We start from the raw sequence: 24,010 nt of genomic DNA, 5'->3' as shown, positions 1-24,010 counted from the left end.
TTGAAAGTTCTTTACAATTTTTCGATAATTCTGACTTCGCCGTCTTTTTCATCTTCACTTAAAATATTCGATGGCTTTTTGGTGTAAGACAATAAAGTCCACTGCACTATTTTATTTGTAGGATATAAATTTGCCTGAGTTTTAATCCATTTTTCAGCTTCCTGAGCAGAAGACTTTTTCTCAATCGCCCAAGCTGAAACAAGGTTGTTTGCCGGAAGGAAGTTCATAACTGTATTATCCACTACAGGACGAAAAGCAACAATTTTATCTAAAGATTTAGAAGCCATTTCTTTATTTCCAAGACTGTTATAACATTGATAATCCAGCCAATTTTCTAGTCTTTCATCTATGTTTTCGTCATACGGTTTTCCAACGCCTAAATTCTCTGGAAACAGTTTGGCATCAGCAATAAATTGTAATGCTTTTTTGTACTGCTTGTTTTTGATTTCTGCTAAAGCCTGCATCAATTTAGCTTCATGATACAATTGTCTTCCTGCTGTTGCGCCTTCAAACGGAAGGATTTGCAATTTGGTTAAGAACGAATCGGCTTCACGGTATTTTTTGTTTAGCAATAAAGTTTTAGCGTAGAGCATTCCAATCAAATAATTGTCTTGATGTTTTTTATAGAAAGACTCAGCCGTTGTAAGCGCTTTATCAAATTGTTTTTGAGCGATGTAATGTTCTGCAAGCATTTTATGATATCTCCAGCCTTGCGGATCTAATTTTATAGCCTGCTGTAGACTTGCCAATACTACTGAAGCATCATTTTTGAATAAAGAAGCTTTAGCTCCATAAAACGCAGGATCATTTGGTTTTGTACCGCATTGCAAAAACAATTCTTTAGCTTCTGAAATGCTGTTGCGATTCCATTCAATTAAACCTAAATGATATTTTAATTGGTATTGATCATTTGTTTTAATTAAAGATTTTAGGATTTCTGCGGTTTCATTTCTAAAAGGAAAACTTGTTCCTGGTTTAATTTTGCTTACATCAACTGGTTTATTTTCTAAAAAGGCTTTCCAATAAATAATTTCAGCACTTGGTTCTGCAATAGAAAACACTTTTAAAGCTTCTTCTTTTCGACTGATATTATTATACCAGATTCCTAATTCAAGAAAAGTCTGTTCTGGCATTTCGTTTTGAATGGCAGCAACAAATGCATTTTTTGAATCGTTTGAATTGTTCCAAAGGTATTTTTCAAAATCAGCAAAATGATTCAGCGGATCTAATTTTGTAATGGTTTTTAAAACCGAATTTGCTTTATCTGTATTATTCTGAAGACGATATAAAACAGCTAAAACCTGTAGACCTTCTATGTTGTATTGATTGTATGTTAAGCTTTTCTCTGCATATTCGATTGCTTTCGAAAGATCGTTTTCTGCTAAATAAATTTTGCTTAAAGCGGTGTAAGCAGGACTTCTAAATTCAACACTTGCAGCAGCAATATCAAAACCGTCTTTTGCATCGGTAGTATTTCCTAAATGGAAATTTGCCAAAGCATAAAAGTAATTACCTGCAGGATCATAAGTATCAATCGATAAAGCTTTGCTTGCGGAATTTACAGCTGCTTTGTAATCTAATTTTCTGATTTGCAAAGAAGCCAATGCGGAAAGGGCAGGAGCGTAGTTCGGATCTAGTTTCAAACAAGCATTCAATTTATCTTCAGCCAGAACATAATCTTTAAAGCTGATGTAATTTTTCCCCTGCAAATACAATCCGTAAATCGAATTATGATCAAAATCTTTTGGAATTTCTACAGGACGATTAATATTTCCATCTTCTGGCGCAGAATTCCAAACGAGTTTATTTCCGCCTAAAACAAATTTCAATTTATTAGAATCGACTTTTACCTGAATTGAATCTTTGAAAGTTTGCATTGTATTCAAAGCAATATCTTTAGAATATACTTTTTTATCGTTTTCAAAAACTTCAATTTTTTCATTTAATTTTTGAAGCGGAGAAAAATAGATTTTTAGCCAGCCATTTTCGTTTTTAATATTGACAGAGCCATAATTATTGGCTTTAACAAAACCTTTTGTGTGTTTTACAGGAAACCAATATTCTGTCCAGGTATCAGTCTGATAAGGCGCAAATGAACGTTGTTTGAAAGGTGTAAGGTTACTGCCTTCGCTCGCTTGATTAAACAATCTTCCGCTTTGCACTTCTACATATTGTCCGTCAGTATCTGTTAATAATTTTTCCCAGATCATTCCTTGCTGAGACAATCCCCAAATCCAGATTTTTTTGCCCGGTTTATCATCATGATTGCCATATCTTCCTATTCCGAAATCTTCGTCATGATAATATCCGCCAAAGAAATCATCATATTTCCCGAATACGTGATAGGATTTGTAACCGCCAAAATTGTTGTTTTTGTAGAATGACAAATCTTTGCCATTTTCTTTGTCAATTGGCCAAGAATTGTATTCTCCATTATGACCAATGTAAGTTTGTCCAGGATAAATGAACTGTAGATTTTCGGCTGCTTTTATGCCCGTATTCATCCAAGTGTAATAAGGCTGTTCGAATTCGGTTGTGTTAGACCAAAACGAATTTGTGGTAAAATAGGCTTTGTCTTTTGGCAGATTGATATCTAATTTCCAAGAAGTTCTCGTCAATAAATCTAAAACCCCAATGACACAGCTAATGCTTCCGTCTTCTCGGTTTATGATTTTATAATCGACAGGAGTTGCGCAGTTTGGCGTGTGGCCGATAATTCCGTAATTGCCTTCAACACCGCCACTTGTCCAAGGTCCGCGCATGGCAATGTCTCTAAATTTCACCACATGATTGTTGTAAACAATATCTTTTCCTGTAGATTTTTCTATAGCCGACCAGACTTTTCCGCCAATTTCTGGCAAGATCATCAATTTGATATAATCGTTCTCAATTTCGATTACTTTCCATTCTTTCTGAACGGGTTTATCGGTAAATCCATCAAAACGAAAATACGGATAAAACTTCGTATCAGGTTTCGGAATCGGATCGGGATCTGAGAACGGATATGTGGTAAATACTTTTTTGTATTCTTTTATAGTGGGGTTGTTTTGTGCAGTGACAAAAAGGCTTCCAAGGAGTAAAAAGGATAGTAATGGTCTAAATTTCATGATGGAGAGCTTGGTTATTTGTGGTTATTTTTTTGCCACAGATTAAATATATTTCAATGATTTAATAGGCATTAATTGGTATCGCTTGTTTTAAATGTGCCGTTAGGCACTAGATATTGGTAAAAAATCAGGTTCAAATACGTTGGCGTGCCGTAGGTACGCAATAATCGTTTTGTTGCGTACCTACGGCACGCTAATTTTTTTAATTCATGTTTTTCTACCGATATTTAGTGCCTAACGGCACAACAAAATATGGATTTTATTACTTCACAATCAACAACCATCCTTTTCCTTTAGGAACAGTTATTTCGTCTTTTGCTGTGAATGTTTTTGCAGGCTGGAAATTGGTAACTTCTGGAGCCGTAATAGTAGCTTTTGCAGGATTGATTCCTAGCTTTTTCCAGTCAATATTCAATTTCACATTTACATCAGCATCTGCCCAACTTGCAATTGAAATTAAAGCCGTTCCGTTCTTTTTATAAACTGTTGCTAGAACTTTTTCATTGTTTGTTTTTACAGGACAGTTTTCGCTCCAATATCCAATCATTTCAGAACCTTTAATTCCGAAAGAATCCCAAACTTTCCAGATGTTTCTTGGGTCAGCGCCATCGCTCCAAGGCAATCTGTTTGTCATTCCGTAAACCATTCCTCTCCACGGATTTCCACCATCTTGAAGCATTTCTCCCATTAATCCAAACGGAATTCCGCTTACCTCAGTCAAGAAAAAGTCAGGCTGATTTTTTTCGTAATCGAAATATTCTCCAAACCATAATTTATTGATGTACGGAAAGTGCTCCATGTATAAGTTGGCACTGTTATTAAATCCGTCGCTTTTGTTGTATTGGTTCGCGCTATGCAAATCGATAATTCCTGGATGTCCGTCTTTCGTCAAAACTCTTTTGATACGTTTCATCGTGATTCTGTCGAAAGCGACGTCGTCTAGATAAATTCCATCAATACCAACATTTTGAGTCAGCCAATTCATTCCTTCCACATAATAATTGTGCCAACGGTTCATACCACTGTTTACGATTGCCGCATCTTTGATTTCAGGAACAAACCAAGCAGCGATATAATCATCGCCAACGTGTTCTTGCAGCCAAGAGAATCCGCCTCCTTTTCCTGGAGAATAAATTTCATGACCTAAACTTCTTAATGCGAAAGTCTCATAAGCCTTGTTAGAAACCTCTCTAACTGTGTTGTAGATTTTTACTTTTAATCCTTTTTCGTGCGCTTCATCGATATATGTTTTCATCTTTTTAAATTCGATAAAAGGATAATTGATATAAGGATTAATTGCATTTGCATGGTGAATATTAATTACCGTTGCGCCAGTTTTAGCAATAGAATCGATTGGGCTGTATCTGTGATAAAACTTTGTATCCCATTGAAAATCTGTGTTAATTGTATGGAAAGGGGTAATTAACAAATTGAAATTATAGTACAACACTTCTCCTTTTTTCATTGTTCTAGCACCGCTGTAGGCATTTACTAAAACTGACTTTTGGTTAGGTGTAATTGTAATTCCCCCTTTATTTTCGTTACCCCAAGAAGTTGGCAATAACAAAGGTTTTTGTAAATAGAAATTGGTGTTTAATGGACGGCTGTATTTTTCATCTCTTAAAGAAAACTGCAATCCAGAATTTACAGCACCAATCCAAGCGCCATCTTGATTTTTATGCGCAACATCCCATTTCCAGTCGAAAGTTGCAGGACGATCTCCACCTTTTTGACCTAATCCCATCATGTATTTTGCAGATGTTGGTTGCATTGGCAATTGGAAATTAATATCATTAAAGGCAACATCTTCAAGAGCTGTAACTTTTACCGTATAATGCACAAAACCGTCAAATTCAATAGAAGCATTCACGTCCATCTGAACCGATTTTGAAGTTGAAGTATTTTCCCAAGAAACCGTTCCAGCTTCTTTTTTAGTGAATTTTACACCGCTGTTTTTCCATTGCACTTCTTTTCCTGATGAATCAACAAAATGAAAATCGATTGGTGAGCTTAAAACATCATTTGCTTTTGCTGTTACAGAAGTCATTTCTGGAGTAAAGAAAGTCTGAATTTGCGCAGGGAATCCGTTTGGAGCTACAATCAGTTTTCTTCCTAATAATGAAATTTCAAAATTGTTTACTGTTAATGGAGTATAAGGAGCAATAACTGTATTTTCCTGTGCTAATGTTGAGTTTAACCATTTTAGACGAGTCATTTTTTCTGGACTGTCGATGCCTCCGTTTTTCGTTACTTGGTTAGAAACCGTAATTTGAAGATTGATTTCTTTTGATTTTCCGTCAGCAATAACCGTTGCTTTTCCGTTGTACGTTCCAGCAGCAGCGGTTTGCGGAACATCGATGCCGCACCACATTGCCTGAATTTTTCCTTTTGAAACCGAAACAGTATTGGTGAAAGGAGTACCATCATATCGAGTTCCGTCAGTGTTGATACAGCTTATGTCTTTCGCTTCGATTGTTGCTCCAGTTGTACTTACTAAATTGGTAAAAGTTACTTTTATATTTTTTAAATCTTCAAGAGCGTAAACTCCCAATTGAAAAGCTAAATATTCACCTTTCATTGCTGTATCAGAAAAAGTGTTTTGAACACCTTTCTGAATCCATCTTTGCGGTAAATCAGATTTTAATTTGATAGAATGTTCTCTGTCTTCTGGGAAAACCAAGAAAGAGTTTCCGCTGTTTTTTGCCACAAGAGCTGAAGTTTCGGTAGCTGTCGCAATTACTTCCATCGGGTAAAAACTATTGAAAGCATTCACGCTCTGAATTTCTGTTACGGAAGCATTGTCTTTTAAGTTTGCTTTTACATTAGAAAGCCATTTAGCATCGGCTTTGTTTTCAGGTTTTTGATAAATTCCTTTAGGGTAATTTGCAGTTCCTTCGTCTACATAAGGCATGTAATAAACGTAATATGTTCCTTTTCCAGAAATGGGTTCAAAGAAAATAGTTCCGTTTTCTCTATTTATATTTTCGGTTTTTATGTTCTGAATTTCTTTTCCAGACGCATCTTGAACGATAATTTTTTTAAGTTCTGGATTTGTGTCTCTTCTTCGCCATTCGATCGTTGTTTTAGCAACATTTCCTGAGCCAGAAAAAGCAATTACAGCGCGGTGATTTCCTAATTGATTCGGATTCCAGCTGTCATTTCCGTCTGAATATTTAATTTGTGCAGTTAGAGGAATACTGATCGTGATAAAACACATTATCAATATTCTGCTTAAAGTTTGTTTGTTTTGTGCTAATGCTTCGGAAAATAAGCAACAAACGGCAAAAAGAGATATAGTTGTTTTTTTCATTGTATTATGATGAGATTTACTTGAAAAAGACAAGAGGACAAATATAAACTTGCCCTCTAGTCTTCCTAACTAACCAATATTTATTCTGAAAACTCCAATTTTTTTAGTTTGTTCCAGCCTCCTCTTGTGAAATCAGGGATTTCAACGGGTGCAGAATTATTGTCTAATGAAATTTCAGTTAACGGACCAAGGCAAGACCACTCTGCCAGGTCATAAACATCCATGTCTAAGGGAAGTCCTTTTTGTAAGCAGTAAATTAATCGGTAATCCATAATGAAATCCATACCGCCATGACCACCAACTTTTTTAGCCTGTTCTTCAATTCCCTTTGCGATTGGATGTTTGTATTTTTCCATTAAAGCTTTTTTAACTTCTTCCGGAACGAAAGAATGAGCATTCAATTTTTCGTGATTTGGTTTTACATCATCGCTTAATTCTTTTCCGTTTAAAGCATATCCTTCTAATGGGTATTTGTTTGCAAAACCTTTTGTACCGCTTAACTGATACATTCTGCTATATGGGCGAGGAGAAGTAACATCGTGCTGAATATGGATTGTTTTACCATTTTCCGTACGAATCATCGTCATAGTATGATCTCCATTTCTAAAATTTTTAATTTCCTGACCTGATTTTTCTTTGATATAAGCAGGATTTCCAACGGCTTTAGTATCCATAGAAACTAGGAAATTCATTTTATCGCCACGGTGAATGTTTAAAGCCTGACAAGCTGGTCCCATTCCGTGGGTTGCATAAACATCTCCGCGGTGTTTGATATTGTAATCCATTCTCCAGTTGTTCCAGTATTCTCCCCAAAATGGTTGTAATCCATGAATGTATGAACCTTCGGCATGAAGAATTTCTCCAAAAACACCTTGTTGCGCCATATTTAAAGTAGTCAATTCAAAGAAGTCATAAACGCAATTTTCCAATTGCATGCAGTGTTTGCGAGTCTTTTCAGAAGTATCAATCAGTTCCCAGATTTCTTTCATTGTTAAAGCTCCCGGAACTTCAATGGCAACATGTTTTCCATCTTTCATTGCCTGAACTCCAATAACAGCATGATGAATCCAATCTGTAGCTACATAAACTAAATCTACATTTGGTAAAGCAGTAACTTTTCTCCAAGCATTTTCGTCTCCGTAAAATTCCTGCGCTTTAGGAAAACCAGCTTTAGTTAGAATTTCATTAGACTTTGCAGTGTTTTCTTGTGTCATATCGCATAATGCAACAATTTCAACACCCGGAATATGTGTCATACGTTCTACAGCTCCTGGACCACGCATTCCAAGTCCGATAAAAGCAACGCGAACAGTTGGAATCGCTGGCGCCGCTAAACGTAAAACATCGGCCTGACCTTTAGCACGTGCAGGAGTTTTTGTCTTTATCATTTGAGCCGATGCAAATGTTCCCCACAACATAATGCATGTGGCTAAAATGAATTTTAAATTACTGGTTTTCATAGTTAATTTGTTTTAAATGTTTTGATAGTTTTTCAACTGTCGGAAATAACTGAATTTTTTATTTTTTGAAATAATTTAAGGTAAATTATTAAAATCTATTTCTGGCTTCTTATTGTTGAGGGGTCTGGTAAAGTTAGTTTTTGGCGTTGTATAATCATTAAAAAAGCCTCCATTTTTTAAGTAGAAAGAGTTGTTTTCTGTTCCGCCTGCGAAATCCATTCGGTATTCTTTAGCACCTGTATTATCATTGGTAAATTTGGTAGTATTAAGCTCTGTCCAATTACCTTTTTCATCACAAACCCATTGATTATTGAAGAAAACTTTACGAGAATAATCACCTTGTTCCGGAATAAAATTTTCTAAAAACGAGTGAAATCTCTTTAAATAAGTATTAGTTTCGGGACGGCTGAAACTAGCAATCAGCAGCCATTTATTCTCTTCCGGAGCAAAAAAGTAAGCGGTGTAAGTGGTTGTATTATTTCCGTTTGGCGTACCTTTTAGCAGGAATTTATAAGTTGTGCCGGCTTTCCAATTGTATTTTAAATAACTTTGTCCGCCGGAACCTTCATTACCGAATTCCCCTGCATGTACATTTTCTCCTTTTTTGAGCATTTTGATTTTATGTGATTCTGGAATGCTGGCTGGATCATCTGTATTGAACGGACTCCAAACCGAAAATAAAACTCTTCTTTCAGTTGGTGAATTGACCTGAATTCCGAAATAACCTTCTCCAAAACCATTTGCCATGAAATAAGAACCAATTTTGTCTTCGTTTTCAGGAACGATAATTTCGTTGTAAAACCATTCCGCATTTATGTTTTCTGGAACAGAATAGTTTAAGTGAACAGATGGACCGCGTCGTCCCCAATGATAAAAATTACCTTCGTTATTTGGGACATAAGAAATTTTTCCGTCGTAATCAGCGCTGGAAATTTTTAATCTATTGATGGATGGAAAACGATCACCGCTTTTACTAATTCCTTTTATTTTCAGTGCAACATAACCTTCCTGATTGATTTTCCATTTTCCGATTAAAACAGCTTTTTTGGAAGTATTGAAAGTTATTTTTTTTGCTTCATTAAGAATTGAAAATTCTACCTCAGATTTTCCAAAAACTTCAACCGATTCTTCCACAGTAATCTGGAAAGTTCCTGGTTTAAAAATTCTGAAATAAACAGTAAAGGTTTCTTCAGCGTTTTTCCAATTCTCAATACCATTATCTGTAATAGTATTGTTATCTTCTAAATGTTTGGAGCTGTATGCATTTCCGGCCAATGGTAAAGAAATCTCCATTTTCGGATTTTTTATAACATTACTTTCAGTATTTTTTTCATTGTGATCTGCACAAGAAAAAGATACAAGTGAAAAAGCTAAAATCAGGTTGAATAAATTTTTCATTAGTAAGTATTGAATGATCAACTTTTTTTAAACCTCTCTAATCTTTATAATTAGAGAGGCTGTTAAAAACAATAAACAAATCTAAACGATTATGGGTTTTGGGTCAAAGTACCCGGATAAGCATTAATTTCTGATTGTGGAATGTATTGCACCACTCTTAAACTTGTTGCAGGAACATCGTTCATAGGTAAATGTGGACCTGGATAACGGCGCGTCATAGTTTGTCCGTTTCTGTAAACATCATAACCACGGTGTGCTTCAAATGCCAGTTCTAATTGACGTTCTTCATCAATTCTTTGTATAGCGTTTGTACTGTTTAGAGAAGTATAACTGCCGCCAATAATAGCTCTTTCGCGAACGATATTCAAATTAGTCAATGCATTGCTGTAATCGCCTTTTTTAGCATAAGCTTCTGCAAGATTCAAATATATTTCTGCTAATCGTGAAATGATAGGAGAGTGTAAGTGTGAATCATTATCCTGAAGTGAACATTTGGTAATATAATACATTGGATAAACACGGTTTAAAAGCATCATATAATCTTTTTCGCCAGTATACGTTTTTCCTTCATAGACAATAGAATATTGATTTTCTGAAGCATTTACAGTAGTTAAATTGTAATTCGTAGTACCTATTGTAATATAGAATGAACCATCAGGATTACGTTTTAAAGGTTGTTGCATATAGTTATATCCCGTTTGAGTACCTCCTGTATTATAAACATCGTAGATAAAACGGAACGCTTCTGTTTTGTTTCCTGCCGCATCTGTAGCATATTGCGGATCAATGAAAGCCCATCGAGCATCATTTTTCCCTCCTGCTTTTCTAAGTAAATCTAAATATTTAGCACTGGCATACATTTCTCCCCAGCCTTGCCCTTGGATATTAGCATACATACCGCCAATTCCATAATAGTGGTCGTAACCAGAAAACTCAGAAGCAACTTGTTTTACCGCAAAAATAGTTTCGGTCTGTTCTGGAGCGTCAGGAGCGTAGGTATTGTACTTCATGAAACTATTACGACTCAACATACTGTAACGTCCACTAGCGATTACCTTGTTCGAATATTCGATAGACAATGTTACATATTCCTGATTTGGCGTTTCATAAGTACCGCTCATGTACAAATAGATTCTAGAAAGCATTGCTTGAGCCGCTTCTTTTGTTGCATAAGCAGCTGTTTTATCTGCATTCATTAAAGCTTCTGCTTTTTTCAAATCGTTAATTGCTTGTGCATAAGTGTCTTTTACAGAAGAACGATCTGGTAGAGTCAAATTATTTAAATTTGCTGGCAGACCATTTACAATTGGAACTCCTAGATTGGTTTCTGGAGATTGTGCATAAGGTCTTCCATACGTTTTGCATAAGTAGAAATAAATCATGCCTCTTAAATAGTAAGCTTCTCCTAATTGCTGGTCTACAGCATCGCTTTCTCCTTCTTTAATAATTTTGATTAAATCACTTGACTGCGAAATAATTTTATAGCTATTGTTCCAAAAGACAGATAAACGCCCATTATTGGGCACATGCTGATAGGATATGAAAGAATAGAATGCATCAGTAGAAGTTCCTCTAATCATAATGTTATCGCCAGGATATTCACCAACTCTGTGCATCACATCAGACCAGCCTTTAAGCTGTGCATAACATCCGTTTAATAAAACTTCAATAGAAGCTTCTTTATCTTCCTGAATTTTATCTTGAGTATAAGAATTAAAAGGTTCTCTGTCTAACTCACATGAAGACAGGAAACTAATTGCCGTAAATAATAGAAATATCTTTTTCATGATTTTGTTTTTAAAGAGTTAAGTTAAGTCCTAATACTACTTTTCTTGTTGAAGGATAAACCTGTGTAGCAACACCAGTAATGGCACCATTAATTGGCGGAATTTCAGGATCAACACCAGAATAATGTGTGATGGTAAATAAATTCTCTCCGGCGATATACAATCTTAGATTTGAAATGTAAAGACTTTCGATTGGCATGTTATAACCTAAAGTCACACTTCTCATCTTAAGGTAAGTTCCAGTTTCTAAGAAACGAGAAGAAGCTTTGTTGGAATTACTTGGGTTGTTGTAAATTGCTTGCGGGTGTGTTGCAATATCTCCAGGTTTTTCCCAACGGCTCCAGCCACTATGCAAATTCATTTGATTACGATCGGTGTAAGCTCCATCAGAATCAAATTCGGCTCTTGCATAATTGTAAATTTCCCCGCCTACAGAATAACTGAAAATAGCTGCAAAATCGAAATTTTTATAATTTAAATTGGTAGAAAAACCTCCAAAGAAGTCGGGAGTATAGGCGCCAATTACTTTTTGATTTTTAGAAGCAGTTGCATAATCGTAAGTTTTCACACGCGCTCCGTTTGCATCTGTCGTCATCCATTGGGGTCTTCCATTTTCTGGATCTACACCAGCCCATTCTGTCAGATACCAGCTGTCTACATCCAATCCTGGCGTAAGCATTTTTGATGCAGAACCCGCAATACCGCTTCCATCTCCCACGATAATTTGTGTTTTACCGCCATAAAGACTGGTTACTTTATTTTTGTTTGTCCCAATGTTAGCATCAACAGACCATTTGAAATTGTCGCTTTTAATGATGTCCACATTTATAGAAGCTTCAAATCCTCTGTTATTTACGGCTCCAACGTTTCTCCAAATACTGGTAACTCCAATTACACCTGGAAGCGGTACTTGGTATAAAAGATCAGAAGTGTTTTTGTTATAGTAATCTAAAGTGATGTTCACGCGATTAAACAGTCCAATGTCCAATCCTATGTCTCCTGTATATGTTTTTTCCCAGCTTAAATCCGGATTACCCAATTGTGAAATTAGAGCGCCTGGATTTTCATTGTAGCTTTGAGAGAAAGAATACAAAGGCAGATGCCCGTATAAGCTGTTAGGTCTGTTTCCTACTGAACCATAACTTGCTTTCAGTTTTAAATTATGAATAAAATTGACATGGAAAAAGTTTTCTTTATGAATGTTCCAACCACCGCTTACAGAGAAGAAATTTCCGTATTGCGCATTTTTTCCAAAGTTTGAAGCACCGTCACGACGGAAAGACACTTGTGCCAAATAACGGTCATCATAAGAATAATTTACATTCGATAATAAAGATTGAACCGCCCATTGTGCTCTTCCTCCGCCTACTTTTTCTGGAACTGCTGCAGCATCTGCAACTATAATTCCTGGTGGAATTCCAGTAGCGATTCCGTTGCTGTATTTAGAGTTATATTCGTTCCATTCGTAACCAGCAACAGCATTAAAACTATGTTTGTCGAAAGTTTTATTAAATCTTAAAAGCTGGTTGCTGTAAACTCTGTTATAATTACTGAAATAATCTTCAATTCTTCCTTTTACCGATTCTCCAGAAGAAGATCTTGGATCAGAGTAATAGGTTGAGGTATAACTTCCAAAAATATAATTATTAACTGAAGCAAAAGTCAGCCAGTCTGTGAATTTAATATCGAAATCCATGTTGGCGCGAACAGTATAACTTTCAGATTCTCCATAGTTCCATTGTAAATCGTACAGATAATTAGAACCTGTTGTATTTACCCAAGTCGGATTTGGCGCATTCCCGACCAAAGTTCCATCTTCTAAATACGGACTATCCCAAGGCATATTTCCATACAAAGCACCAACGGAATGCTGCTGGTCAAATGTAGTTTCTTTAGTTAAATTGACTTGAGGACGTAAAGTAAACCAAGTGCATGGTTTATACTCAAATTTCATTAAACCATTGTATTTTTTATATTCATACCCTTTTATAGCTCCAGTTTCATCATAATAGCCAAGAGAAACATAACTTTTAAAATTGTCTCCACCTCCGCTGATTGATAAATTATAATCGTTTGCTATTCCTGTTTGGCTACCATTGTCCCACCAATCGTAGTTTTTGTTTCGTAGTTCTGGAGTCCACCACCAAACATTTTGGAAATCTTCTTTGTTGGCAAAGGAATCATATAAATCATATAATTCTGCACCGTTCATAATATCAAAATTTCCATTATTGATGGTAGTCATCGCAGTTCTCGCAGAAAAACTAATAGCAGGTTTTCCTTTTTTACCGCTTTTTGTAGTTACCACGATAACCCCGTTTGCACCTTGAGAACCGTAAACGGCCGTGGAAGCGGCATCTTTTAGCACAGTAAGTGTTTCAATATCGGCAGGGTTCATGTTTCCAGAGCTGTTTCCAACAATTACTCCATCAATAACCCATAAAGGATCTGTGCTTCCGTTTACAGTGGTTCTACCGCGGATAATAATTTTCCCGACAGATCCAGGCTGGCCTCCTCCTGTGTTTACAAAAACACCAGTAGCTTTTCCAGCCAGCATATTTTCTACAGCAGGAGTTGTAATATCAACAATTTTTTTATTGTCTAAAGTTTGAAGAGATCCTGTTAAACTTTCCTTTTTAACTTTGCTGTATCCAACAACAACTACTTCATCCATTTGTTGTCCAGCTTCTTTCATTGTGATTTTCAATGAAGAATTACCTGCTTGAACTTCTTGTTCCTGCATTCCAAGGAAAGAAAATACTAAAATAGTTGAAGTATTTGGGACTTCTATTGAAAAACTTCCGTCCATATCGGTTTGTACACCCGTTTTACTTCCTTTAATAACAACATTAACTCCAGGGATTGGAGTTCCTTTTTCATCTACAACTTTCCCTTTTACAATTTTTTGAAATGTCAATAAACTGGTTTTGTTTGAATTGACTTCTCTAATTGGTGATACAGTCGCGGCTTGAATACTTAAAGACAACAATGAAAATAACGCCGTTTTTAAGCTTTTTTCAAGTACTGAATGCACTCTAAAAGTACTGGACTTTTTAGCGAATACTTTTTTCATACTCTGGTTAGATTTTGGTTAATAATTGAGTTTTTGTTTAGTCGTTTTTTTTCTTTTTTAAGAATTAAGATTTTGGTTTTATTGATGCTTATGAATCGCTTTTTTACCTGAAAATGATCAAAAAGAGATGCAAAATCATCTTCAAGATTCTAATTATTTGACGAAACTAGAGATTAAAAAAATATAAAACAAGAAAAAACACAAAAAATGTGCTCGAACACACAAAATTTATGTTCTCGAGCACATAAAATTGTATGAATCATTTTTTTTGACTTAAATTGCTGTGATATTTTTAAAATAATTTGGAAAAAGCAGTGTGTGTGAAATTGATGGTTTTTTGAATTATAAATAGGGATTTATTAAAAACTTATGAATTTCGCAATCACTAAACTAAAAACGTAGAAATTAAACAGTCTTTTCTTATATGGAAAAGAGGTAAAATTTTAGATTTAATTATGATTTTGATTTGTTTTTCAATTCAATTTTTGAACTATATTGGGCATGAAGAAAAAAGTCAAAATTTAGAAATGAATTAATGGTCATTTTGACCTTTTTTGAAAATAAAAAATTAACAGATTTTAAGAAGAGAAATTTTGAAAGAATACCACGTACAAATAATAGATAAAAATGAAAAGAATGTAACTCAGATTTTAGATTCTTTTTTTTGGGAAAAAGCAAATTGTTTAACCGATTTTACTTCTCCATGGAATAATGATCCAGTTTTGAGAATTGAATTTCGTGCGCTTTGGGATCAAGAAAACTTATATTTCAATTTTAGAGTTTTTGATACTGGTGTTTATATGGATCGGAAAGATGATAGTGTAGATAGTATTTGTAATTCAGATCGGGTAGAGCTGTTTTTTAGAAGTAATGATAAACTGAATCCTTACTATTGCTTGGAAATTGATCCTTCGACAAGATTGCTTGATTTTTATGCTCTTCCAAATAAAATTTTTGATTACGAATGGAAGTGGCCTGAAAATCACATTAAATTGGAATCTTCTTCAGATGAAGTTTCTTTTACAGTTGCAGGAGTAATTAGTATTGCATCTTTAGAAAAACTAGATTTAATACATGATAATGTTATTGAAACAGGAGTTTACAGAGCGAAATTTTCCAAAGATAAAAATGGCAACTACGAGCCAACCTGGATTACGTGGGTAGATCCAAATACGGCAGAACCGAATTTTCATATCGCTTCATCTTTTGGGAAGTTTGTTTTGCTGCGATGATTAGCCACTAAGGCGCTAAGACGCAAAGTTTTTAAAAGGAAAAAGAAATTTGAATTGCCTTCAGTTTTAGCTGGAGGTATTAAAATAAGATAGGAAAGGGCTTTAGCCAAACTGCACAAGTTTGGCTAAAGCCCTTTTGGTTGATATTCTGAAACCTCTAGCTAAAGCGGGAGGCAATTAAAATTATAATGTAAAAAAAAGCTTCGTGCCTTAGCGCCTTAGCGGCAAAACCCCTTTAACTAACGTAAAAAGATGCATTCTCTACATTGATAATATCAATAGGAAGCAAAATGGTTTCCGGAATATCTTTTCTAAATAAAAAGTGTTCTACTAAAGTGCTGACTCCTAAATAAGCCTGTCGCTTTTGGTTTTGATGAATTAAAAAATGAATCAATCCCTGATTAAGAAAGCTGACGTTTTTATCAACTAAGTCATAACCAATCAAAGCAATTTTTTCATCTGTAATGTTCGAAAGTGTAGAGGCGATTTGGTAAGCTTTAGAAGTTGTAATGAAAATGCCGCTTAAATCTGGATTTTCATTTATAAAGGCTGGAAGCTTAGTTTCGATGTTAGAATATTTCAGTTTCAAAGTAGTTAAAGAAAAATCAGAAAGGTCTTTTTCTTCAAAGTAGCTTCTAAAACCTCGTTCTTTTTCCTGCATGTGAACGGCATTTTTCAAGCTTTCATCAATATGGATAATCGCTATCTGGCCTTTAGGCAGAATTAAATTCATTAGACTCGCAGCAACACGCCCGCTTTTGTATAAATCCTGTCCGACAAAACTTTTTATCGACGAAGATTCAACTTGGTTGTTGAAAGTGTTTACCATAATCCCCAATTCCTCATATTGTTTTATGATTTCTATGGTTTCTTTATGGAAAAGCGGTGCTAATAAAACAGCATCTGGAGATTTGGCTAAAATGGCTTCGTGAGTTTTTAAAAAAGATTTAGTGCTTTCAGGATTAAAATAATGTGTTTCAATAACCACATTATAAGCTTTAAATTCTGTTATAGCATCTTGGATTCCGTTAATGCACGGAAGCCAGTATGGGTCAAATACGGGATCTGGAAGTAAAACGCAAATGCGGTACACTTTCGTGCTTTTTAAATTTCGAGCAATTAAGTTGGGTTCATAATCAATTACATTCAGAACTTCATTGATTTTTTCGAGTGCAGCAGGAGAGACTTTTCCTCTATTATGCAGAACACGGTCTACAGTTCCTTTAGAAACTCCGGCCATTTGTGCTATATCCTTAATTGTGTACTTTTTATCCATATAAGCAAATATAAAAACTTTGAGCAAATAAACGTAAATTTTTTGTAAGAATTATAAAATGTGCTCGAGAACATTAAAATGGTGTGTTCGAGCACATTTTTGTATTTTTTCTTGTTTTATAAAAATATAATATCTAGTTTCGTGAAATCAAAACCGAAAAACTAAAATAAAAAGATAACCTAATAATACTGTAATTTATTGAATTGCATTATTTTAACACAATGTGTTTACGTGAAAAAAATTACCTCATTAGCTCCCGGCCGAACCTGTCTTTTTGGAGATCATCAAGATTATTTAGGATTGCCTGTTATAGCCTGTGCGATTGATAGAAGCATTAAATTAATAGCAAAAGAAAATCAGACCGACACATTTGTTCTGAATATGATTGATATTAATGAAATTCGAATTATCGACATACACGAGGCTTTCGAAAAATTAGAATCAAGAGATTATTTTGCATCCTCATTGCGTGTCTTGCGCAGATATGGATGTAAACCAACTTCAGGTTATACGATTACCATTACTGGAGATATTCCGATTAACTCAGGAACATCGAGTTCATCAGCGTTGTTAATGGCTTGGATTCGTTTTCTGATCGAAGCTTTCGGAATAGATCATGAAGTTACGCCTGAGTTTCTGTCAAAATTAGGTTATGAATCTGAAGTGTTAGAACATGGAGAACCTGGCGGAATGATGGATCATTTTAGTATTGGCGTTGGAAATATCGTTTACATTAATACAAAAAAACCGTTTTCTTTTGATGTTATAGGAACAGAATTAAAAGGTTTAATTACAGGAGTTTCAGGTGTTCCAAAGGAAACGATAGGGCTTCTTGGCGAATTGAAAGGAAATGCTTTAATGGCAATTGATCTGGTAAAACAGAATTATCCGCAGTTTGATTTGAATGCTTCTGAAATTGAGGATTTGGATAAATATAGAAATTGTCTTCCAGATCGCTTGATTCCGTTTTTTGAAGCGGCTGTAAAGAATTATTATTTTACCAAAGAAGCTTTGAAAGAATTCGAAAAGCCAGTTTTAGATCTAAAGAAAATTGGAGCTTTAATGAATGGGCATCATGAAGTTTTACGTGATTTGCTTAAAATTACCGTTCCAAGAATTGATGCAATGGTCAATGCAGCATTGAAAGCAGGAGCGTACGGGGCAAAAATTGTGGGCTCTGGCGGCGGCGGAAGTATTGTTGTGATCGCTGACCCTGTAAATGAAGATGTGGTTATTAAGGCAATTTTAGATGCAGGAGCACAAGAAGCGTATGCGGTAAATGTTGATCCAGGAGTACGAATTATTGATAATATTGAAAATTAAATAAAATGCACGACAATTTAGTGATTCTAGCGGGTGGAGCTTCTTCTCGTATGAAAAAAGAAGCGGTTACAGATAATTTATCTCCAGAAGAAATTGCGCAGGCTAACGAAAGAAGTAAAGGTTTAATAGGTGTTGGTTCAAGCGGAAGACCTCTTTTGGATTATCTTTTATGGAATGCGAAAAAGGCAGGCTATAAAAACATCTATATTATAATAGGAGAGCAAGGAGAATTGTTTAAAGAGTTTTACGGCAGTAAAATGAAGGATAATGATTTTCACGGGCTCAATATTTCATTTGCGGTTCAATATATTCCGGAAGGAAGAGTAAAACCTTTTGGAACTGCAGATGCTTTGTTTCAGGCTGTAGAGCAATATCCAGAATTAAATTCGCAGTTTTATTCAGTTTGTAATAGCGATAATTTGTATTCGGCAGAAGCATTGCGTGCCTTGAGAGAAACGGAAAGTTTAAATGCTTTTATTAGTTATGATCGCGATGCAATGGATTTTCCGCTAGAACGTATTTCGCGTTTTGCAATTGCAAAATTAGATGCAAATAATCAGCTGTTGGATATTTTAGAAAAACCGACAGAAGAAGATTTGAAGCAATATAAAGATGCAGAAGGCAAAATACGTGTCAGCATGAATGCTTTTAAGTTTAATGGCAAGACCTTATATATACATCTTAAAAATTGTCCAGTCCATCCAGAGCGTGATGAAAAGGAGCTTCCAACGGTTCTTTTAAACTCTGTTAAGGAAAATCCGAATACCACGATCGGAATTCCGTTTTCAGAGCACGTTCCAGACCTAACTGCCAAAGAAGATATTGCCGAAGTAAAAACATATTTGGCAAAATATTATCCTGATTTAAATTGGAATAATAAAAATTAACAAAACTTTCATATCTAAATTAGAGAATAAGGAAATTTAATGTAGTACTTTTGTTTTGCAAAAAAAATGCAGATATTTGCATAAATTACGCAATCAATAATGTGAGAGTTGATTCTAATTTAGATTTTGAATTAAATAAATCTATAACTAAATCAACCAAAAATTATGACAAACATTCAAAGTACATTACAAGTAGAGAAAAAAAGTACCATTGTTCCGATGGTAATTTTAACCTTATTGTTTTTTATTCTAGGGTTCGTAACCTGGCTTAACGGACCATTAATTCCGTTTTTTGAATTAGCTTGCGAACTAACTTCTTCGCAAGCCTATTTTGTGACTTTCGCCTTTTATATTGCCTATTTTGTTATGGCAGTTCCTTCTTCTTATATCATTGAAAAAGTGGGATATAAAAACGGAATCTCCTTAGGGTTATTGATTATTGCTGCGGGAGCTTTTATGTTTTATCCGGCAGCTTCAAGCCGAACATTTCTGCTGTTTTTATTAGCCTTATTTGTTATGGGAACTGGTTTGGCGGTTTTGCAAACAGCTTCAAATCCGTATGTTGTTGTAATTGGGCCAAGAGAAAGTGCAGCGGCAAGAATCAGTGTTTTAGGAATTGCAAATAAATTGGCAGGATTTGTTGCGCCAATTGTGCTTACGGTTTTGGTTTTGTCTAATATGCAAGACTTTACCGCAGACAAAATTGCCTTGATGGATGAAGCTGCAAAAACTAGTGCGTTAAATTCTCTTGCATTACAATTACAAACACCGTATCTTTATATGGGGTTGATTATTACTGTTTTAGCTTTAATGGTAAAATTTTCTCCTCTACCAGAAATTGATTTGGATGAAGATGGGAATGTATCTGAATTAAGTGTTTTTAAACAGATTAAAAATGCTTTCAAACATCCGCAACTGGTTTTAGGAGTAATTACTTTAATGCTGTATTTGTCTGCCGAAGTTTTAGCGGGAGATTCTATCGGAGCTTTCGGAAAACAATTAGGAGTTTACGGTGAAGAAGGGAATTTCTACTTAAAATTAACATCATTTACCATGTCGGCAATGGTGATCGGTTACGTTCTTGGAATTGTACTGATTCCTAAATATGTTTCGCAAGTCACTGCTTTAAAGGTATCTGGAATGCTTGGTTTAGTGCTGGTTTTGGCAATTGTTTTGATTTCGCCAAAAATTATGATTGCATTTCCTGGAACTCCAAATATACCTTTAGTAATACTTTTAGTAGCACTTTTAGGATTGGCAAATGCATTATGCTGGCCAGCAATCTGGCCAATGGCTTTGCAGGATTTAGGGGGGTATACAAAAATAGGAAGTGCTATTTTGATTATGGGAATTATCGGTGGAGCAGTTTTTCCGCTTTTTTATGGAATGATCACCGAGAGCATCAATTCTGCCAATATTGCAAAAAATATGCAAGATGTTTCAAAGAGCGGTAATCAATTGGCTTATCTAATGTTGCTGCCTTCTTATGCAATGATTTTGTTTTATGCTGTAAAAGGGCATAAATACAGAAAATGGAATAGTTGAACAAAAAATAAAAATTAATATATCATGTTAAAAAGTAAAATCGACAAAGCAACAGGTTTCGAAAAACGATTCGAAAACATTAATACGGTTGTTTTTGAAAACTCAACGGATGCTTCAAAAGAAGTAGCACAAGAAATTGCGGCTTTAATTAGAGAAAAACAAAAAGAAGGAAAACCATGTATTCTTGGTTTGGCAACAGGTTCTTCTCCAAAAGGTTTGTATGCTGAATTAGTGCGTCTGCATAAAGAAGAAGGTTTGAGTTTCAAAAACGTAATTAGTTTTAACTTGGATGAATATTATCCAATGGAACCAAATTCAATCAACAGTTATGTTCGTTTCATGAAAGAACTTCTGTTTGATCATGTCGATATTTTACCTGAAAACGCTCACGTTCCAGACGGACTTTTGACAAAAGAACAAATTGCAGATTATTGCCACGAATACGAAGCTAAAATTGAAGCTTTAGGCGGAATCGATTTGCAGGTTCTAGGAATTGGAGGTAACGGACATATTGGTTTTAACGAATCTGGTTCGCTTCAAAACTCTAAAACTCGTTTGGTTGCGTTAGATCATATTACAAGAGTTGCGGCAAGTAAAGATTTTTATGGTTTAAATAATACACCAAGAACGGCTATTACGCTTGGAGTAAAAAAAATCATGGAAGCAAAAAGAGTAATCTTGTTAGCTTGGGGAGAAGGAAAAGCAAACATTGTAAAAAAATCTGTTGAAGACGAAGTTACAAACAGAGTTCCAGCGTCATTTTTGCAAGAGCACAATAATGCAGTTTTTATTTTAGATAAAGAAGCTTCTTCAAAATTAACGAGAATCAACAAGCCTTGGTTGGTTGAAAAAATTGTTTGGACAGACAAATTAACTCGTAAAGCAGTTTTAGGATTGGCATTAGATCTTAAAAAGCCAATTTTAATGCTTACAGATGCTGATTATATCGAAAACGGTATGAGTGATTTGTTAGCAGATTCAGGTCCAGCTTACGATACTAACATTAAGATATTTAATAAATTACAAAACACAATTACGGGTTGGCCAGGTGGAAAACCAAATTCAGACGATTCTAATCGTCCTGAAAGAGCGGAGCCGGCTAAAAAACGTGTGTTAATTTTCAGTCCGCATCCTGATGACGATATTATCAGTATGGGAGGAACTTTCATGCGTTTGCAAGAACAAGGGCATGAAGTGCACGTAGCTTACCAAACATCTGGAAATATTGCTGTTGCAGATGATGAAGCGCTTCGTTTTGCAAGATTCGTAATTGATTACAATGAGAAATTCGGAATCAAAAGCGAAGAAGCGGACAACATCTACAAAAAGGCTGAAGCGTTTTTGCAAAACAAAAAGAACAGCGAAATTGATATTCCAGAAGTTCGTTACATTAAAGGTTTGATCAGAAAAGGAGAGGCGAGAGCTACAAGTTATTTTGTGGGGCTTCCAGATTCTCAGATTCACTTTATGGAATTGCCTTTCTATGAAACAGGAACAATTGAGAAAAAACCAATCGGACCAGAAGATATTCAATTGACGGTTGATTTGATTGAGAAAATTAAACCGCACCAGATTTACGCAGCTGGAGATTTAGCAGATCCGCACGGAACGCATAAAGTTTGTTTAGATGCTATTTTTGAGGCAGTTAAAGTTTTAAAACCAAAAGAATTCATGAACGACTGCTGGTTATGGTTATACCGTGGAGCTTGGCAAGAATGGGGAATTGACGAAGTTGAAATGGCAGTTCCAATGAGCCCTGATCAAGTTTTGGCAAAACGTCACGGAATCTTCAAACACCAATCTCAAAAAGATGGAGTTGTTTTTCAAGGAACAGATGCAAGAGAGTTCTGGCAGAGAGCAGAAGACAGAAACCGCGAAACAGCGGAATTGTATCACCAATTAGGTTTAGCAACATATGCTGCAATGGAAGCTTTCGTGAGATGGCACTACTAAGATGATGAGGTTCTGAGATTCTAAGTTTTTTTAGGATTTTAGAAAATTAGGAATAAATCTTAAAATAATATTTTTGAAGCAGGAAGGAGGAACGAAAATAGGTTCTTTTTTCTTGCTTCTTTTTTTTAAAGCTTCTGAGATGCTAAGGTCCTAAGCTTCTAAGTTTTTTATCATGGATTAAAAATATTTACAAGGATTATTAAAAAAAAATCTTTCTAATCCTTTTAATCTGTGGCAGGAAAAAGAAAAATAATAATAGCTTTGCATATAATTGAAGCAAGAAGAAAGTATAAGTCTTTCCTCTTGCTTCTTTCTTCTTAAAAACCATGGATCAAGACAAAAAACAACTCATAAAATTAGCCCACACCAAAATGCCTTTCGGGAAATATGAAGGAAAATATCTAATAGATTTGCCTGAATATTATGTAGTTTGGTATCATAATAAAGGATTTCCAAAAGGAGAATTAGGACAGCAGCTGCAATTGATTTATGAGTTGAAACTAAACGGATTGGAAGAATTGATTCGAAATATTAAAAAACAATATCCGAAACCTTAATTCAGAAAAAGAAGGTTAATTTAATTGTTGATAACTTAGATTGGATCGCCCTAGTTTGTGTTAGTCGTTTTCTATTTTTGTCTGAACTAACAAAACAATTTTTTATGGAAAACAATTTACCTTCTTCAAATGCTGGCCAATCAATGGGTATTGTCGCTTTAATCTTTGGTGTTATTGGTGTATTAGCCGCATTTATTCCTTGCTTTGGTTTTATCGCTGTAATATTTGGTGTTCTTGCGATTGTGTTTGGAGCAATTGCCTTGCATCAAGCAAAAAAAGAAAATGCCCCAACCTCTTTGCCAAAAGCAGGTTTGTATCTAGGAATTGCAGCAACAATCTTTGTTTTTATCTGGGTTGCAATTTTTGTAGGTTCAGTAGGATCTATGGCTTTAGAGCATAAAGATGAAATTCAGAGAGCTTTAGATTCTGTTAAAGTAGAAAAAATACAAACAGATGATTCTTTAAACATAAAGGTGCAAGTAGATACTACTACAATTGAAGCTACTGTAAAATAATTTTTTGATAAAAATGTCTGTTTATCAAGGAATTGATTCTTATAAAAAGATAAATGTAATTATGGTTTTCATAATTATGTTTGTCTTTTTTTATTGCTTTTTTCTCCCATATTTAAACTTTGGTTTGCAATCATCCTGTGAAGGATTGCCCTTGGTATACTGTAAAAGCCGAGGACTTACGAGAGCTTTTTCTCAAATCCTTCGATTTCATTTTCAGGAAGCAATCGCTTACAATCCGTTTTCTGTGAAAATTTTTGGTTTCTTTTTGTTTCAGCTTCTCGTTAGATTTTTTATCAATTGGATTATTTCTTCTTCCTTATTTAGAAGGATATTAATTTTTGATGTCTCTATAAGTGCAATTTCTTTTCTCTTTTGCTTTTATAATTTAATACTTCCTTACTAGAAATTAATTAGATTGTATTTTTGAGTTTTAGTTATGAATTTTTAGCTAATAATGATAAAAAAGCATTCATTTTGATAAGATAATTGATAGGGAAGTAGATAAAATAAAATGCGCCTAAAATTTTAAAAATTATCTCATTCTGGAATTGATAAATTGTCTAATTAAATTTGTACTTTTGCCAAGT

The 24,010-nt window shown here is 34.9% G+C and carries 15 protein-coding genes; 8 read left to right on the top strand and 7 right to left on the bottom strand.

Annotated elements, in window-relative coordinates; genetic code table 11:
- Positions 1–11 precede the first annotated feature (11 nt).
- The 6 genes from RB618_RS09585 to RB618_RS09560 form a co-directional block, all read right to left on the bottom strand.
- Positions 12–3,107, bottom strand: coding sequence for a DUF5107 domain-containing protein (locus tag RB618_RS09585; protein ID WP_308068542.1), 3,096 nt, complete (start codon positions 3,105–3,107; stop codon positions 12–14).
- Positions 3,108–3,369: 262 nt separating this feature from the next.
- Positions 3,370–6,417, bottom strand: coding sequence for a glycoside hydrolase domain-containing protein (locus tag RB618_RS09580; protein WP_308068541.1), 3,048 nt, complete (start codon positions 6,415–6,417; stop codon positions 3,370–3,372).
- 80 nt (positions 6,418–6,497) lie between these two features.
- Entirely contained in the window at positions 6,498–7,835 is a 1,338-nt protein-coding gene (locus RB618_RS09575; protein ID WP_308068581.1) for a Gfo/Idh/MocA family oxidoreductase, read from the bottom strand.
- A 117-nt stretch (positions 7,836–7,952) separates the two neighbouring features.
- Positions 7,953–9,275 (bottom strand): DUF3472 domain-containing protein, encoded by a 1,323-nt coding sequence (locus RB618_RS09570; protein WP_308068540.1) that lies wholly within the window; start codon positions 9,273–9,275, stop codon positions 7,953–7,955.
- A gap of 89 nt (positions 9,276–9,364) precedes the next feature.
- Positions 9,365–11,062 carry a RagB/SusD family nutrient uptake outer membrane protein gene (locus tag RB618_RS09565; protein WP_308068539.1) on the bottom strand — a complete coding sequence of 566 codons (1,698 nt, stop codon included), beginning with the start codon at positions 11,060–11,062 and terminating at the stop codon, positions 9,365–9,367.
- 10 nt (positions 11,063–11,072) lie between these two features.
- Complete coding sequence (locus RB618_RS09560; protein WP_308068538.1) at positions 11,073–14,135, bottom strand: TonB-dependent receptor; 3,063 nt, start codon at positions 14,133–14,135, stop codon at positions 11,073–11,075.
- 593 nt (positions 14,136–14,728) lie between these two features.
- Between RB618_RS09560 and RB618_RS09555 the strand changes: the two genes are divergently transcribed.
- Positions 14,729–15,367, top strand: a complete 639-nt coding sequence (locus RB618_RS09555) for a carbohydrate-binding family 9-like protein (protein ID WP_308068537.1) — start codon at positions 14,729–14,731, stop codon at positions 15,365–15,367.
- A 235-nt stretch (positions 15,368–15,602) separates the two neighbouring features.
- On the opposite strand, the gene RB618_RS09550 is transcribed toward RB618_RS09555, so the two are convergent.
- Positions 15,603–16,643 (bottom strand): LacI family DNA-binding transcriptional regulator, encoded by a 1,041-nt coding sequence (locus RB618_RS09550; RefSeq protein ID WP_308068536.1) that lies wholly within the window; start codon positions 16,641–16,643, stop codon positions 15,603–15,605.
- 231 nt (positions 16,644–16,874) lie between these two features.
- Between RB618_RS09550 and RB618_RS09545 the strand changes: the two genes are divergently transcribed.
- From RB618_RS09545 to RB618_RS23710, 7 genes are all read left to right on the top strand, one after another.
- On the top strand, positions 16,875–17,966 hold the full coding sequence (locus RB618_RS09545; RefSeq protein WP_308068535.1) for a galactokinase family protein: 1,092 nt from the start codon (positions 16,875–16,877) through the stop codon (positions 17,964–17,966).
- A 5-nt stretch (positions 17,967–17,971) separates the two neighbouring features.
- Entirely contained in the window at positions 17,972–18,853 is an 882-nt protein-coding gene (locus RB618_RS09540; RefSeq protein ID WP_308068534.1) for a sugar phosphate nucleotidyltransferase, read from the top strand.
- 165 nt (positions 18,854–19,018) lie between these two features.
- The gene (locus RB618_RS09535) at positions 19,019–20,398 is read left to right on the top strand and encodes a sugar MFS transporter (RefSeq protein ID WP_308068533.1); all 1,380 of its coding nucleotides are present in this window, start codon (positions 19,019–19,021) and stop codon (positions 20,396–20,398) included.
- A 24-nt stretch (positions 20,399–20,422) separates the two neighbouring features.
- Positions 20,423–22,351 carry a glucosamine-6-phosphate deaminase gene (gene nagB, locus RB618_RS09530; protein ID WP_308068532.1) on the top strand — a complete coding sequence of 643 codons (1,929 nt, stop codon included), beginning with the start codon at positions 20,423–20,425 and terminating at the stop codon, positions 22,349–22,351.
- 326 nt (positions 22,352–22,677) lie between these two features.
- Positions 22,678–22,908 (top strand): DUF3820 family protein, encoded by a 231-nt coding sequence (locus tag RB618_RS09525; RefSeq protein ID WP_008462478.1) that lies wholly within the window; start codon positions 22,678–22,680, stop codon positions 22,906–22,908.
- 104 nt (positions 22,909–23,012) lie between these two features.
- Entirely contained in the window at positions 23,013–23,423 is a 411-nt protein-coding gene (locus RB618_RS09520; RefSeq protein ID WP_308068531.1) for a hypothetical protein, read from the top strand.
- 13 nt (positions 23,424–23,436) lie between these two features.
- Entirely contained in the window at positions 23,437–23,826 is a 390-nt protein-coding gene (locus tag RB618_RS23710; protein WP_374121111.1) for a DUF2752 domain-containing protein, read from the top strand.
- Positions 23,827–24,010: the final 184 nt, after the last annotated feature.

This window comes from Flavobacterium sp. LHD-85 (assembly GCF_030929595.1).
Lineage (GTDB): Bacteria > Bacteroidota > Bacteroidia > Flavobacteriales > Flavobacteriaceae > Flavobacterium.
Note: the sequence above shows the minus strand (reverse complement) of the source record. Positions and strands in the feature narration are given on the sequence as shown.